This window comes from Tenuibacillus multivorans (genome assembly GCF_900103915.1).
GTDB lineage: Bacteria > Bacillota > Bacilli > Bacillales > Alkalibacillaceae > Tenuibacillus > Tenuibacillus multivorans.
In genome coordinates this window covers 405,928-420,535 of the sequence record NZ_FNIG01000002.1, presented here as the reverse complement: position 1 = coordinate 420,535, position 14,608 = coordinate 405,928, and the positions used below count along the sequence as shown (strand labels likewise).

Genomic DNA, 14,608 nt, shown 5'->3' with positions numbered 1-14,608 from the left:
TTTCTTTCCATAACCATTTCTTCGATTCGTAGAATCTTTTTCAGTCTTATCATTCGATTCATAGCCCAGGTGGTGATTCATTTCACCTTTTAACATCGCTTCAAACATTGGACCAAAAATGTCTTTTAGAGCACTTTGCATCTCTTCTACTGATGTGGGTTGGTACTCTTCAATAATTTTATTAGCTAGATTGACTGATTTCGGATCACGCTTAATTTTTGTCATTTTGAATTCCTCCCAATTCCATATATAATCAGTCTAGGTAAATAAAAAAATCTAAACCAGTAAATAGAAGCCGTACGCTCTTCTACTTACACAGTTTAGATTACACTCTCTTCTCAACTTTTCCATCTTTCATAACAAATTGAATTTGATCATTATTTGAAAGGGATTCAATATCCTCTAATGGATTACCTTTGACAACGACAAGGTCAGCCAGTTTACCTTTTTCTAATGTTCCGACCTGCTCACCCCATCCTAGGCATTCTGCAGCGGTTTTAGTGGTCGCCACAATACTATCCATTGGTGTCATACCGCCTTCAACCATAAGGTCAAGCTCGCGTAAGTTTGTACCATGCTTCATAACGCCAGCATCAGTACCCATTGCTATCTTAATTCCGGCTTTATAGGCTTTTGTAAAGCTTTCCTTATGCTGTTCAATGACTTCTTTAGATTTGTCGACTGCGGATTGTGGCATTCCTTTTTCTTCAGCCGTTTCTAATACCGAAACTGGAGCTAGCAATGTTGGGACAAGATAAGTACCATTCTCAAGCATTAGTTCAATCGCTTCGTCATCGATGAAAATACCGTGCTCGATGGAATGAATTCCAGCTTTAACGGCATTTTTAATTCCTTCAGCCCCTTGAGCATGAGCCATGACTTTAACCCCTTTACGGAAACGACCTTCTTCAACAATCGCTTTTAATTCATCTAATGAAAACTGCGTGAATTCTGGATGGTCGGTAGGGCTTAAGACACCTCCAGTTGCATGGACTTTAATCACTTCAGCTCCAGCGCGTAGCATTTCGCGAGTTTTTTTACGAACTTCAGCAACTCCATCACATCGGCCATCAGGCATTCCACGATGACCCGATGGAAGAAGATCTAAAACATCCCCATTGAGTTGTGTGCCATCACCATGTCCACCGGTGATTGTTAACGCATTAATGCTAAGCTGTAGACGTGGACCAGCAATTAAGCCATCTTCAACTGCTTTTTTGACACCTAAATCTGTACCTAGAGCATCTCTGACGGACGTAATACCAGCTTGTAGCGTGGCTTCTAAATATTTTTCAGCTTGATAATACATGTAGGAAAACGGTGTTGTGAGTCGTTCAGCTATTGGTGTATATTCCAACATCATATGCACATGCGAATCAATGAAGCCCGGAAGAATCGCGCCACCTTGAGCATCGACTACCTGTTCTCGACCTGTCGCTTGGTATTCAGCTTCTGGCCCGACATATACAATTTGATGATCCTCTACTACGACAGCAAAATCCTTTTTCGGTTCACCACCATTTCCATCAATTAATAAACCGTTTTTAAATAATGTTTGACTCATTGTCTATTCCTCCCCTTAAAGTGTTTGAATTAATATGCCAGCTATTACAACTGAAGCAACTGTAACTGTTGTAAATCCACCGATTAACATCGGTGTTAACAATTCATCAAAAATCATCTTTTCTTCTTTTTCATTTCTTGCAACACTTCTACTTACTTCTTCACAAAGGATGTAATCTCCTGGGAATCCGAATAAAGCTGTTAGTGCAACCGGCATTCCTTTGAAAGGATCCCATTTCACAAGTTTAGAACCAATAAAACCACCTAAAGCAATTCCTGCTGTTCCAAGAATTAAAATCGTCACAACGGCAGGTAGATGTTCTATTACCTGCTGTGGTGTCACATCGGCCATCGTTCCAATGACAACAAAGATAATCCCGATCATTGTCAAAGTGAATGAGTTAGCTTTAATAAGAGATTCTTGCTCGAGCAAGCCTATTTTCACTGAAAGAATACCCAAACCAAGACACCATAAGCTGTAGTGAATAGGAGTAAATTCACCTAGTATAACTCCAATACCACCGACAACAAAAACTAGAAATAATTTAATGGTTGCACTCGATTTAAGTGGACCTTGCTTTTTTGTGTGTTCGTTAGTTTCGTTTGTTTGCCCATTCATTGGAACAAATGAACCATCATCAATGCCACTTTTGATTTTGGCAGCATAGCGGCGCATAAAATTAAGCGCAAGTGGCATTCCCATCACACCTTGGAATGCAACGACTAAAGCGGGTATCACGACGATCGCTGTTAAACCTAATTCGGTTAATTTTTCTGAGGTAATCAGTAATGCGACAACCCCACCACTGATCGGTCCAATCCCTGCGACAGCCGTTTCATAGTTAAATATGAAAGATACGACGGCTAAGACAATTACACCAGATATTAAAATCCCGCATAATGCGATGATGACGGCTTTGTACTGTTTCTTTAAAACCGTAAGCGGGATCATGGTCCCCATATGAACGATCGCTGGCCCAATTAAAATTGAACCTAAAATAGCAAATTGTGAACGGTCCAAGATGTCATCTGGAAACACACCAGTCCAAGACAGGATTAGGAAACTCACCATAGCAGTTAATAACATCGGGACTCTTGCCCTCGTTATAATAGATACCCATTCCCCAAGTGCAATTACTGCAAAGATTAAAACTGTAGCTACCAACGGCTGATTTAATAATTCCGTCATTCCTAATCCCTCCTCTGAAAAATTTTAATCATTACTATAGCACCGTCATGACGCTATGTCTAGGGATAATTTCTGACTATTTTTTCTAATTGAAAAATTACAAAATTAATATGAAAACGATTTAATCGTTAACGAAATCATAAAGGAAACGGTTACAAAAAATTATGGAAAAACCGCTTTCATAACGGGAAAATTTTTTCAGTAAAATATAAATTTACGGAACCGATCATTCGTTTTTTGAAATATCGTGTTAAATAACGGAAAGAGGAGAAATATAATAGGTCAATAGATTGAAATATAACTTCTAAATCCTTTGAACCGCCAATATAATGAAACAAACTCTAAAAGGATGGTGTCTATGGCAAACTTAAATGAACAATCTAAAATTTATTTAGAAATGTTTAAGGAAATGCCAAATTTTTCAAAAATGGAACCTGAAGAGGTCAGATCATTGTTTAATGAAGTGCCTTTAGGTGATAATGAGCCTGAGGAAGTTGCACAAATTGAGGAGCGTACGATTCCTGCCAGTGATGGTTATGATATTCCGATAAGAGTCTATACACCTGAAGGACAAGGGCCATTTCCTGTTTTGATTTATTACCATGGGGGCGGATGGGTGCTCGGTGATTTAGACTTGGTTGATTCCTGCTGCCGCATGCTAGCGAATGAAACCAAACGCGTCGTCGTATCCGTTGATTATCGTTTAGCACCAGAGCATAAATACCCAATTCCATTAGAAGATTGCTATAACGCACTCGAATGGGTTTATGCGAATCCAATTGAAATTGATGGCGATGCCACAAATGTCGTTGTTGGTGGGGACAGTGCAGGTGGAAATTTAGCCGCAGCGGTATCCATGATGGCGAAAGATAGCGAAGGTCCACCGATTACGGCGCAAGTATTAATTTATCCAGTCACTAATCTGAGCTATGATACTTCCTCTTATGAGGAGTTTGCTGAAGGCTATGGTTTAGATCGTAGTATGATGGAATGGTTTGGTGAGCTTTATATTCGTGATGAAGATGATTTATATAATCCATACGTTGCCCCCTTAACCTGTGAAGATTTAAGTGGCTTACCGCCTGCAATGGTGATCGTAGCAGAGAATGATGTCCTACGAGATGAGGGGCTAGCTTATGCAAGACGCTTAAAAGAAGCTGGCGTTAAAATGGATGCCAAACTTGAGTTAGGCGTTGTGCATGGATTCTTTGCGAATATTATATTTTTTGAAGACCAAGCTCGGCAAACCGCTCGAAAAATTAACACATTTTTATCAGGATTAACCGAAAAAGTAAGTGGAAAATAGTAAAAGGGGCTGCCCAATTATGGCTTGGGAACAGTCCCTTAAAGCTATTTAACTCGCCTATCTTATCATTTTGTGGAAATTATAAGAATGTGTTATAATACGAACAAACGTTCCTTTAAAGAAATAGAAAGACTTGAAATCCATCGCTTTAGAAGGTGATTGAATGGATCATTTATTACACCGAGCACTTGAGAATAAAGCACGACTCGAAATGATCTATGTAGATGAACAAGGTCGATATTCTCAACGTGTCATACGCGTAGTTAAAATTAATACACATGACTTTCTAGCATTTTGTTATACGAAAAGGGCAGTACGCCTCTTTAAAAAAGACCAAGTCCTTTCCGTTTTACTTTTAAAGCAGGGAAAACGGTTTGAGGCATAGAAGTCTGTTAATGAAGTGTTAGGGAGGTGTACGTAATGAGTTTTGATAATATAACCGACGTTCCGGGTGTAAAAGTCGGTCATCAGCAGAACACACAGGCATTAACAGGCTGTTCCGTAATATTGACGGAAGACGGAGCCGTAGCTAGTGTTGATGTACGAGGCGCTGCACCAGGAACACGAGAGACTGATTTATTAGAACCGGTTAACATGGTGGATCAAGTTCATGCCATATCACTTGCTGGAGGAAGTGCGTATGGACTTGATGCATCTAGTGGTGTCATGCAATTTTTAGAGGATCAAGGTGTTGGACTCGATGTCGGCGTGGCTAAAGTCCCGATTGTGCCATCTGCCATTTTATTTGATTTAGCATTTGGAGATGCAAGCGTTAGACCTGATAAGCAAATGGGTTATGAAGCGGCTCAAAAAGCATCGAGCGGCATTTTTAAACAAGGAAATATTGGAGCAGGCTGTGGTGCAACTGTCGGTAAAATCATGGGGTTTGAAAACAGTATGAAAAGTGGCCTCGGCAGTGCATCGGTGACGCTTGATAATGGGTTAGTTGTTGGCGCGATGGTGGCTGTTAATGCGTTAGGCGATGTTCGCGATCCGAAAACAGGAGAGATAATAGCAGGGCCAGTTAACCCAGAAACGAAAGACATCGTCGATAGCGAACAATTTATTCTAGATAATGTTGAATCGTTTGGCCGAGTCGGTCAGAACACAACAATTGGAGCAGTCGGGGTCAATGCAAAACTTTCAAAGGCTGAGGCTAAAAAAGTTGCTCAGATGACACAGAACGCTATTGGGCGTACCATTCATCCAGCCCATACGATGTTTGATGGTGATACAATTTTTGCCCTAGCGACAGGCGATAAGCAATATTCAATTGATTTGATTGGAAGCATAGCTACACAAGTAATGGAAAAGGCGATTATAAGAGCGGTAAAAGAGGCCGATCCCATTCAAAATCTTCCCGCATATGAATAATTCAGCTCACCTGCATATTTTTCCCAATGATGAGTCACACTAATGCTTGGGAAAATGGAGGTGAAATGAAATGGCACGAATTGGTGTTGAAGAAAATTTAACTGATGTAAAAGAAGCTTTAGAACAAAATGGTCACGAATGTGTAACTTTAACTGGAGATAATGCTGCCGAATGTGATTGCTGTTGCATTTCTGGACAAGATCAAAATGTGATGGGAATGACTGATGCGACGACGGATGCATCAATCATTAATTGTGATGGAATGACAGCTGAGGAAGCTGTACAAGAAGTGAATGAAAAACTATCTCAGCAACAATAGCTAATACAGAGAGGGAATTCGCCCCTCTCTGTATTTTTTTTAAGAATATATTGGGGACTCAGGCATTCAATGGGGAAAAGGAGCCGTTCAATGGGGACTCCGGCATCATCAATGGGGAAAAGGAGTCGCTCAATGGGGACTCAGACAGCGTCAATGGGGAAAAAGAGCTATTCAATGGGGACTCCGGCATCATCAATGGGGAAAGGGAGTCGCTCAATGGGGACTCAGACAGCGTCAATGGGGAAAAAGAGCTATTCAATGGGGACTCCGGCATCATCAATGGGGAAAGGGAGTCGCTCAATGGGGACTCAGACAGCGTCAATGGGGAAAAAGAGCTGTTCAATGGGGACTCCGGCATCATCAATGGGGAAAAGGAGTCGCTCAATGGGGACTCATACAGCGTCAATGGGGAAAAAGAGCTGTTCAATGGGGACTCCGGCAGCATTAATGGGGAAAAGGAGTCGTTCAATGGGGACTCATGCTACACCATTAGATATCTTAGTTGATAATTTCATCGAATATTATTTAGTGATATCCTATGAGTATAAGGTTAAAAGGAGATTAGATGATGGATATCAACATTTTGTATGAAGATAATCACTTACTATTCGTTGAAAAACCGGTTAATATCCCTGTCCAAGCTGATCAAACGGGTGACAAAGATTTATTAACCATGTTAAAAGAATATATTAAAGTTCGGGATGAGAAGCCTGGGAATGTTTATTTAGCGCTCGTTCACCGTTTGGATCGTCCGGTCGGGGGTGTGATGGTATTTGCGAAAACGTCAAAAGCGGCTTCACGCTTATCTGATCAAATCAGACGAAATGTATTCGACAAACAGTATTTAACCGTTGTTCGTGGCAGTCCTCATAAACACCAAGATCGACTGCAGGATTTTTTAGTTAAAGATAAGAAAGAGAATAAGGTTTACACATCTTCTCATAAGAATAAAAAAGCGAAGAAGGCGATCTTAGAATATGAAACTTTAGGTGAGAAAAAGGGGATGAGCCTGCTTAAGATTCAGTTACATACCGGGCGCCCACACCAAATTCGTGTTCAGCTCTCATCACGAGGCTTACCGATTTATGGAGATCAAAAGTATGGTGAAAAAGTGAATCAACCTGGTCAACAGATTGCCCTTTGGTCGCATTCATTAGCGATTGAGCATCCAATAAAAAAAGAGGAAGTCCGAGTGGAATCGCATCCACCCATGGACTTCCCATGGCATTTGTGGTCAGAGTTACTCCAAGATTAAAGGTTAATTAATTTTTCAACTGATGGCATTAAATCTGACATCTGCGAGTGATTCAAGATTAAGAAAAGTAAAACAACAGTGGACGCTAGGAAGATCAATGTTTCAGATGTACTTCCTGTCCGGTATGTCAAGATTGAGCCTGGATTAAAATGCTTTTTGACGAGTGGATACAATAAAGGCACACCACGACTAGAGAAAAAATCCCCAATGATGTGAGCCAGGTATCCAAGCGATAATCCAAAGGAAAAAGCCGATGGATAACTGTAACAAACCATACTGATGAGTAACCAACATAGTAAGGAGTGTGTAAAGCCACGGTGGCCGAAAACCAATTGGACTAATCGAGCTAAGCCAAAGGAATATTGGCCGATTAGTGAATCCCTCTTATCAAGGTCGGGCAATAAACTTCCGAGTGTAACGCCTAAAATGTAACCCGCGGTAAAGGGGACGTCAAAGGTTGTTGAGATGCCTGCTGCGAATGTTATCGATGTCATCATATGTGTCTTAGCTTCCATGTTGTCACCTTTCTTGTTGATTTCTAAATCATTTTACCATATTTATGTAGTAATAGAATGGGACTAAATATACAAAAAGGCTTGCCGACGTTTCACACGTCAACAAGCCTTTCTTTTAAACAGTCCACTGATCGTGAACAACCGCAACTAATTTCCACTCACCTTGTTCATTTGATTCAAAAACAAGGTTTAAGCTATCCCAATTCATCTCATTTTCTTCACCCTTAACGTGAAATTCTACAATATGAGATTCAGGGAATACCTCATTAATATTATTTTTGAGGTTACCTCTTTGTTTGAATTCATCATATAAAACTTCATCAGCATTTTCGTAGTCTTTATTGTAAACATATTCATCAAAATAATCACCTGGGGTCATTTCGATTGGGAAGCCACTACCATCCTGAACACCCCATTGGTAAACATCTGTATTTTCTAAGAAGTTTTGAATCTCTGTTTGATCAAAAACTTGTGCCTCTTCATTAATGTTTATATAAGGTGAGAAAAGAAGTCCCTTCTCCTCGTGAACTGTATTAGCGATTTCATTCATTTTTTTATTTGATAAATGACTGATAATCTCTTCTGCCTTAGCCATAATTTTTTCTTCATCGCTTAATTCATTTTCTTCTTCAGAAACATGATCATCAGTTGGTTCCTCTGATTGTCCTGTAACGCCATTTCCGTTCTCATTTGGAGTCTCTTCTTGGTTATTGACTTGATCATTGTTACTCGGTTGTGTAACATCATCTCCCATAAAGTTCATGGAAACGATAGCTATTAGCAAAATTGCAGCAACACTTGCAATACCAGCTGTTACGCGTCTCATCATCATCCTCCTTTTATCTTTTCTGTCAAGCTGATTAGCCTCTTGGACTAAAAAATCATGGATGTCCTCGGCTTTTTTTGGATTCATATCATATTCGGGGAAAGATTTGAGCTCTTCTTCAAATTGGTGATCAGGTTTATCACTCATCGCGAGTTCCTCCTTGTTTCATTCGCAGAGTTTTAATGGCCCGGGAATAAGTCGTTTTTACTTTGGATTCTGACCAACCTAGGACTGCTGCCGTCTCGGCAACGGTCAGATCCTTTATACCTCGCAAAATCAGGACTTCACGGTAATTAGACTTGAGTGACTGTATAGATTCATACAATTGTCTCTTCAATTCATGGTCCTGCAATATATCTTCAGGTGAACGGTCACTTCTTACCTCCGGAGCTTTATCAAGCGTAACCGTCCGACCAGAGCCGCGACGTTTTTGTTTTCTCGATTCATCGACCGCTACATTTCGTGCGATACTAAATAGCCAAGTCTTTGGACTAGATCTGCCATCAAAGCGATCGATGCCATTAAGCGCTTTAATAAAAACTTCTTGTACAAGGTCTTCAGTATCTAGTTTTCCGGTATAGTAAACTAAAAAGTTATAAACATCCTGATGATATTGCTGAAACCACTCGGATATAATCTCACTTCTTCGCATGCAAAGCTCCTCCGAATATTGAATTTCGTTTATTAGACGTTAATTTTTAAATGACGTGACATTAAAAATAAAAAATGTTCTAAGAAATAATGTGCTCAGGTTGACATAAAGATATTAGAAGAAGGGAGCGGACTTAGGCAATGGACAAAAGATATAAGTGGTTGTATCTTCCGGTAGAGGTTAAGGTTCGTGAATTAGATGCGAAATTACTACTAGCTTACCACGCTGTCAAATCAGGGTTTAGAGTGGTTCTAGGTGAGCATGTAGCCGTCGAACAAGCGGCCTGGCAATTACCAAAAGGCATTTTCTTTTCGAAAGGCTATCCAAATGATTTCCGAAATCGAATTGTTCAAAAGCAATCCAGGCACGCGACTGTTGAGTTGGATGACGAAGGATTTATTATGTATGATCAACAGCGATATCTCATAGATCGAACAGATTATGCCCAATTCCAACGTCTTAATCAAATTTATTGTTGGGGAAACTTTCAATATCAGCTTATCTCGAAAAGGTACCCGAAATTAATTCCGAAACTACATACGACAGGCAATCCCCGATTCGACTTATTAAGTCCGAAATACCGGATTTTATATCGGAACCAAGCTAATAAGATTCAATCACAATTAGGTGACTTTGTTTTATTCAATACTCGTTTTTCCGAATATAATCATTTTAGTGGGAAAAAGGAAAGTGAGTCTGACTCTGTACACGGCTATATGAAACAGCTTTATCGTCATTTTATTAAATTAATGAAGCATTTAAGCGAAGCAAATCCTCATCTTCATTTTGTCATTCGACCTCATCCAACCGAAAGCTTTCGTTCTTATCAATACGAATTTGCAACCAATGCAAATGTATCAGTTGTCCCGCACGGAAATGTCATTGCTTGGATTATGGCTTCGAAAGTATTGATCCATAATGGTTGTACAACAGGGATTGAAGCCTTTTTGTTAGATCATCCGGTTATTTCTTATGTGCCCATTAGCCATCCGAAATACGATGTTGATTTGCCTAACGATGTTAGCAGGTCACTCACGACGATGAAGGAGGTCGATGATTATATTAAAAAAATTGACTCAGGAAAGAATCTCAAGACTAAAAACACACGTGCCTTAAGACCATACTATAACTATCGTGACTCAAGCTATGCTTACAATCAGTTGATTCATTTGATCAACAAAATCAATGTAAAGCCATCACTACCGCCACCCAAACCGATTAACAAAATTCGTTATAAACGAAAAAAGTTTAAATATCGTTTTTCAGGATTGTCGGAAAAGGAGATCAGTGAATTTTTTAATCGACTTGATCAAATCGAGGGTGATGAAAATCCAATTATAATCGATCAGCTGGATCAAGATTTGTTTGAAATATATCGCCCTGATTTAGGAGACTAATGATGAACACTTATGAACGGAATTATTGGTCCTTATATGTTGATTTCTTAACCCGTTTTAAATCATTAACCTATCAAGACTATCCAATCCCGATCTTTAGCTATTTTTATGAACGCATTAAAAATATCCCCAAAATCCAACAACAATTAAAGAATGAATCTTTTCTGAACAACCTCGAAGAAACCATCGATTATCCAACAGAGATTCAAGAAAAGTTCAATTCATTTATAAAACCAGAACCAATAGAAGCAACAGATGGCATAGTCGTTTTTCATGAACCTTTATTACGCTTAACACCTCAAGCTTTAAAACGAAATTTTAGTGGACTCGACATTTTATTATTAAGGCAAAAAGGGAGGCTAAAGGGGGCCGTTCCAGTTGATGCATTAAACCGATATTCGACTGCCTCGCATGATTTAATCAATCAGATAAAGGAGGATTCTTATCATCTTTTTTCACTTCATCAAAAACATCCTGTCTATGGACAAAAAGCTTTTCAACGAGCGTTGATTCAAGAGATCCCTATCATCTTAAATCAAATAGTGGCCGTAGAGGATTTTTTAAGCCAGCATCATGTATCGTGCTTGGTGCTTGGGAGCACGAATCAGATTGAAAACCGTGTTCTCGCCATGGTAGGTAGGCAAAAAGGGATACCTAGTATAGGCTTGCAGCACGGGGTGGTTGCATCAGAATTCGGCTATTTACCGAAACTCTCAACCATACAAGCAGTCTATGGTCAATATGAAGTTGATTGGTTCAAACAAAAAGGCGTTAATGAGGCAGAAATTAAAAAAATAGGCCACCCACGGTATGACAACATGTGTAATAAAAACTTATCAAAGAAGGAAATCAATAAAAAATTAAAAATCAAACACCCGAGAAAATCGATTTTAATCATTAGCCATCATGAAAAATTTCAAAACATGCGGTTGATCATAGCAGAACTGTCAAAGCTTACGTCATATAACCTGATTATACGACCACGTGGGAGAAGTCAAGAACTAAAAACTATCATTCGGGATTTCCCTCAAGTCTATGTATCGACGAATGTTCCGTTAATAGAGCTCCTGCATAATGCTGATCTAGTCGTGAGTTATGAATCAACGGTCGTGTTAGAGGCATTGATTCTGAACAAACCAGTTTTTGTTTGGAAAAATGAGTACGATTCGCTTACGGATTATTTTGAACAGCTAGGTGATTACTATGATCAGACAGAGCAAATCGTTCAGCGTGTTATGCAATTTATCAAGGATCCATCAAATCAATCATTTCGAAGGTTTAGAGATAGGTTTTTGAATGAACATTATAAATTACCGCTTAATCAAGCAGGTAAACGTTTAAAACAATTAGTGCAATCATATCAAGGACATTGCTAATTCACTTAGCAATGTCCTTTTTAAAGAAATAATCCATCTTAGCTTTTTGCGTGTAAAAGTAGGACAAGCTTGGTCTATCGGTGCGTTTGATGGTTCTATCGGTGTATTTACAATTTCTATCGGTGCAACTTGAACTTCTATCGGTGTTTTTTCAGTTTCTATCGGTGCAACTTGAAATTCTACCGGTGTATCTACAACTTCTACCGGTGTTTTTCTGACTTTGCTAAAAAAGGCACATCAATCAACGAGTTTTACTATAAAAAATACACTCGTCTATACAAAAAAAGCCTGTGAGAATACATATGGTATAGATTAAGCTAATAGTTTAAATAGATTTAGAACAACACAACTGAAAGAGGGATCGTCGTGTTTTATAAGAAAAAGAAAATTTTAGTTATAGGAGGAACAGGAGAAATAGGGCGTAAGATTATTGAGAAGTTAATGGTTGAAGAACCTGAATTGATCAGGTTATTCAGTAGAGATGAACATAAGCAATATCTTTTAGATAACGAACTCGGATCAAATTCTCGTCTTGAATTCATGATTGGTGATGTTCGGGATTATGACCGAGTTTTAAGTGCAATGCAAGGTATTGATTATGTTTTTCATTTGGCGGCGATGAAGCATGTCCCGTCATGTGAGTTTAACCCTTATGAAGCTGTTCAAACCAACATACACGGTACGTATCATGTTGTTCGAGCAGCTAATGAACAAAACGTTAAAAAAGTGATTTTTACGAGTTCAGATAAAGCCATCTCACCGACAAACACTTATGGTTCCACCAAATTAATAGCTGAGCGATTAATCACTGCAACTGAGCACAGCTCAGGTAAAGGTGATACCGTTTTTGCCAGTGTTAGATTTGGAAACGTAATGGGTTCTAGAGGATCGGTTATTCCATTATTTAAAAAACAAATATTAGATCATTCCAAAATAACGGTTACGGATCATAATATGACCCGGTTTATGATGACGCTGAATCAAGCAACAGATCTCACGATGAAGGCCTTACAAGAAGCCAATGGTGGAGAAGTCTTTGTGTTAAAAATGCCAGTAATACGCTTAAAGGATCTTTCAACCATTGTCGTTGAGGAAATGTGCCAAAAACATCAACTCGATTCAAATCAAATCATCATCGAGGAACACGGATTAAGACCAGGCGAAAAGATGTATGAAGAATTGATGACCTATGACGAATCAACAACGGCGTTAGACTTAGGTGATATGTTTGTTATTCCAGGTCAAGGAGTAATGGATGATCAAACGTATGCGGAAGCCAGTCGGGTCGAATATGGTACGTATAGCTCAAGTCAGCAAAAACCACTGAAACTTGAGGAGCTACGAGTTTTATTGATGAAGGAAAAGCTATTTTAAAGGCGGGGTGTTTATGGAACAACTAGACCTATATTTAAGCCGTTACTGGTCACTTTATTTAGATTTTCTCGATGCCTTTGAGGACATTAAATATAAAGGATATTCACTTCCTTATTTATGCCACTTTAGAAGTTTAATCAAACACAATAAACACATTATGAATGGACTTCAGGAGCACACGCTAGATTCAATACTCAAAAATCAAGTTCAATACGATACTGAGATTCAAGAGCGTTATAACACTTATATTAATCAACACACAAAACCTAGAAACAATCATAAGAATGGGAAAATCATTTTGCATGATGTTTATAATCTACTTCGTTTTCCAAATGACATTTTGAAACAACATTTTAATCCTAAAAAAACGATTATTTTGAAAGATAAACATCGCGGAAACATTAGTTCTGTAGGCGAGTTTCCTGTTCAAACGTTTGATCACTATCCCATTCTTACAAGTTATGTGAACAAAAAGCTTAATAAACTAATTAAAAAAACAAAAACACTTTTTGATTCCTATCACGATCATCCTTTGTTTATGGATGATAGATTTCAAAATAACTTTCTAAATCAAATTAAATCGATTGTTAAACGGATTGAAGAAACGAAACAGCTTCTTTCCAAAGTAAAGATTTCAAGCATCATCGTCCCATCAACCCATTACCCAGAAAGCCGAACACTCGTGGTCGTCGCAGCGGCGCACGGAATCCCATCCATTTGTATGCAGCATGGCATCATATCGGGTGAACCTGGATATTTACCGAAAATAGCAACGGTTGATGCTGTTTATGGTCATTTTGAAAAGGATTGGTTTCAAGCAAAAGGGGTGGAAGACGATACTTCTCTATCCATTATTGGTCATCCAAGGTTCGATCTCCTTTTTTCGACCAGCCCTACACCTCAACTAAAGTTTTATAAAAAACTAGGTTTAGACGCTGATAAAAAAACAATTTTACTTGGAGTCAGGGGAGAACAGGATTTACAAAGGTGGCGAAAATTGATTCGTCATTTGCTCAGGAAGGATTTATTTAATATTTTGGTTCGGGATTTCCCTAACAACAAACCACATCAATTAGTTAAGGAGTTTCCACAGTTATATTCGACACAGGATTTTAGTTTATACGACGTTCTTCATCAGGTAGATGCAGTTGTGGTTTACCCTTCAACAATCGGATTAGAAGCCATGCTGATTGATAAACCGACATTTATATTAGATGCAGATTTTCCAGGCTATACCGGCTACTATAATCGGTTAGAGGAATTGGTTCAACGTAATCCGTCTGCATTAGCTGTTAAAATCGTGAAGTATTTTAAAAATAAAAAAATGATGGACTATGCCAATAAGCAGAGAGAAGAATTCCTTTCATATGCTTATCCACAAAAAGAACTCTCGACTCGACGCTTAATAAGATTAATCCGTCAACTCAATCAAAATAATGACAATGAATAGAGAGGTGATTTT

General features: G+C 38.8%; 16 protein-coding genes. 10 read left to right on the top strand and 6 right to left on the bottom strand.

The features are described 5' to 3' along the window. From BLP77_RS04835 to BLP77_RS04825, 3 genes are all read right to left on the bottom strand, one after another. Positions 1 to 225, bottom strand: a 225-nt coding sequence (locus tag BLP77_RS04835; protein ID WP_176752960.1) for a transposase, incomplete at its 3' end; no start/stop codon positions are given. Between the two features lie 100 nt (positions 226 to 325). After that, complete coding sequence (locus BLP77_RS04830; RefSeq protein ID WP_093855973.1) at positions 326 to 1,564, bottom strand: metal-dependent hydrolase family protein; 1,239 nt, start codon at positions 1,562 to 1,564, stop codon at positions 326 to 328. A 15-nt stretch (positions 1,565 to 1,579) separates the two neighbouring features. Further along, positions 1,580 to 2,752 (bottom strand): hypothetical protein, encoded by a 1,173-nt coding sequence (locus tag BLP77_RS04825; protein WP_093855972.1) that lies wholly within the window; start codon positions 2,750 to 2,752, stop codon positions 1,580 to 1,582. A 358-nt stretch (positions 2,753 to 3,110) separates the two neighbouring features. Here BLP77_RS04825 and BLP77_RS04820 point away from each other — a divergent pair, with 358 nt between their 5' ends. The 6 genes from BLP77_RS04820 to BLP77_RS04795 all read left to right on the top strand — a co-directional run bounded on the left by BLP77_RS04820 (position 3,111) and on the right by BLP77_RS04795 (position 7,006). Continuing rightward, on the top strand, positions 3,111 to 4,058 hold the full coding sequence (locus tag BLP77_RS04820; protein ID WP_176752959.1) for an alpha/beta hydrolase: 948 nt from the start codon (positions 3,111 to 3,113) through the stop codon (positions 4,056 to 4,058). A gap of 163 nt (positions 4,059 to 4,221) precedes the next feature. Beyond that, on the top strand, positions 4,222 to 4,443 hold the full coding sequence (locus BLP77_RS04815; protein WP_093855971.1) for a hypothetical protein: 222 nt from the start codon (positions 4,222 to 4,224) through the stop codon (positions 4,441 to 4,443). A 35-nt stretch (positions 4,444 to 4,478) separates the two neighbouring features. Further along, complete coding sequence (locus BLP77_RS04810; RefSeq protein ID WP_093855970.1) at positions 4,479 to 5,432, top strand: P1 family peptidase; 954 nt, start codon at positions 4,479 to 4,481, stop codon at positions 5,430 to 5,432. Between the two features lie 70 nt (positions 5,433 to 5,502). Next, positions 5,503 to 5,751, top strand: coding sequence for a YkuS family protein (locus tag BLP77_RS04805; protein WP_093855969.1), 249 nt, complete (start codon positions 5,503 to 5,505; stop codon positions 5,749 to 5,751). Between the two features lie 132 nt (positions 5,752 to 5,883). Continuing rightward, positions 5,884 to 6,342, top strand: a complete 459-nt coding sequence (locus BLP77_RS04800; RefSeq protein ID WP_143001396.1) for a hypothetical protein — start codon at positions 5,884 to 5,886, stop codon at positions 6,340 to 6,342. Further along, positions 6,320 to 7,006, top strand: a complete 687-nt coding sequence (locus BLP77_RS04795; protein ID WP_093855967.1) for an RluA family pseudouridine synthase — start codon at positions 6,320 to 6,322, stop codon at positions 7,004 to 7,006. Before BLP77_RS04800 ends, BLP77_RS04795 begins: the two co-directional genes overlap by 23 nt. Here the strand turns inward: BLP77_RS04795 and BLP77_RS04790 are convergent. From BLP77_RS04790 to BLP77_RS04780, 3 genes are all read right to left on the bottom strand, one after another. Continuing rightward, on the bottom strand, positions 7,003 to 7,521 hold the full coding sequence (locus BLP77_RS04790) for a metal-dependent hydrolase (RefSeq protein WP_093855966.1): 519 nt from the start codon (positions 7,519 to 7,521) through the stop codon (positions 7,003 to 7,005). The genes BLP77_RS04795 and BLP77_RS04790 overlap by 4 nt on opposite strands. 115 nt (positions 7,522 to 7,636) lie before the next feature. Then, positions 7,637 to 8,494: a hypothetical protein gene (locus BLP77_RS04785; RefSeq protein WP_093855965.1), complete on the bottom strand. Its 858-nt coding sequence runs from the start codon at positions 8,492 to 8,494 to the stop codon at positions 7,637 to 7,639. Further along, positions 8,487 to 8,999: an RNA polymerase sigma factor gene (locus BLP77_RS04780; RefSeq protein WP_093855964.1), complete on the bottom strand. Its 513-nt coding sequence runs from the start codon at positions 8,997 to 8,999 to the stop codon at positions 8,487 to 8,489. The genes BLP77_RS04785 and BLP77_RS04780 overlap by 8 nt, the downstream gene beginning before the upstream one ends. Positions 9,000 to 9,139: 140 nt before the next feature. On the opposite strand from BLP77_RS04780, the gene BLP77_RS04775 reads away from it, so the two are divergent. The 4 genes from BLP77_RS04775 (at position 9,140) to BLP77_RS04760 (ending at position 14,596) form a co-directional block, all read left to right on the top strand. After that, positions 9,140 to 10,396: a surface carbohydrate biosynthesis protein gene (locus BLP77_RS04775; RefSeq protein WP_093855963.1), complete on the top strand. Its 1,257-nt coding sequence runs from the start codon at positions 9,140 to 9,142 to the stop codon at positions 10,394 to 10,396. A 2-nt stretch (positions 10,397 to 10,398) separates the two neighbouring features. Beyond that, complete coding sequence (locus tag BLP77_RS04770; protein ID WP_093855962.1) at positions 10,399 to 11,772, top strand: UDP-N-acetylglucosamine 2-epimerase; 1,374 nt, start codon at positions 10,399 to 10,401, stop codon at positions 11,770 to 11,772. A 366-nt stretch (positions 11,773 to 12,138) separates the two neighbouring features. Next, positions 12,139 to 13,146, top strand: a complete 1,008-nt coding sequence (locus BLP77_RS04765) for an SDR family NAD(P)-dependent oxidoreductase (RefSeq protein ID WP_093855961.1) — start codon at positions 12,139 to 12,141, stop codon at positions 13,144 to 13,146. 13 nt (positions 13,147 to 13,159) lie between these two features. Continuing rightward, the gene (locus tag BLP77_RS04760; protein ID WP_093855960.1) at positions 13,160 to 14,596 is read left to right on the top strand and encodes a hypothetical protein; all 1,437 of its coding nucleotides are present in this window, start codon (positions 13,160 to 13,162) and stop codon (positions 14,594 to 14,596) included. The last annotated feature ends 12 nt before the right edge of the window (positions 14,597 to 14,608 follow it).

Excerpts from the sequence above, each read along its gene's own strand:
- BLP77_RS04830 (WP_093855973.1), bottom strand. The coding sequence starts at position 1,564 with ATGAGTCAAACATTATTTAAAAACGGTTTATTAATTGATGGAAATGGT.
- BLP77_RS04825 (WP_093855972.1), bottom strand. The coding sequence starts at position 2,752 with ATGACGGAATTATTAAATCAGCCGTTGGTAGCTACAGTTTTAATCTTT.
- BLP77_RS04820 (WP_176752959.1), top strand. The coding sequence starts at position 3,111 with ATGGCAAACTTAAATGAACAATCTAAAATTTATTTAGAAATGTTTAAG.
- BLP77_RS04815 (WP_093855971.1), top strand. The coding sequence starts at position 4,222 with ATGGATCATTTATTACACCGAGCACTTGAGAATAAAGCACGACTCGAA.
- BLP77_RS04810 (WP_093855970.1), top strand. The coding sequence starts at position 4,479 with ATGAGTTTTGATAATATAACCGACGTTCCGGGTGTAAAAGTCGGTCAT.
- BLP77_RS04805 (WP_093855969.1), top strand. The coding sequence starts at position 5,503 with ATGGCACGAATTGGTGTTGAAGAAAATTTAACTGATGTAAAAGAAGCT.
- BLP77_RS04800 (WP_143001396.1), top strand. The coding sequence starts at position 5,884 with ATGGGGACTCAGACAGCGTCAATGGGGAAAAAGAGCTATTCAATGGGG.
- BLP77_RS04795 (WP_093855967.1), top strand. The coding sequence starts at position 6,320 with ATGGATATCAACATTTTGTATGAAGATAATCACTTACTATTCGTTGAA.
- BLP77_RS04790 (WP_093855966.1), bottom strand. The coding sequence starts at position 7,521 with ATGGAAGCTAAGACACATATGATGACATCGATAACATTCGCAGCAGGC.
- BLP77_RS04785 (WP_093855965.1), bottom strand. The coding sequence starts at position 8,494 with ATGAGTGATAAACCTGATCACCAATTTGAAGAAGAGCTCAAATCTTTC.
- BLP77_RS04780 (WP_093855964.1), bottom strand. The coding sequence starts at position 8,999 with ATGCGAAGAAGTGAGATTATATCCGAGTGGTTTCAGCAATATCATCAG.
- BLP77_RS04775 (WP_093855963.1), top strand. The coding sequence starts at position 9,140 with ATGGACAAAAGATATAAGTGGTTGTATCTTCCGGTAGAGGTTAAGGTT.
- BLP77_RS04770 (WP_093855962.1), top strand. The coding sequence starts at position 10,399 with ATGAACACTTATGAACGGAATTATTGGTCCTTATATGTTGATTTCTTA.
- BLP77_RS04760 (WP_093855960.1), top strand. The coding sequence starts at position 13,160 with ATGGAACAACTAGACCTATATTTAAGCCGTTACTGGTCACTTTATTTA.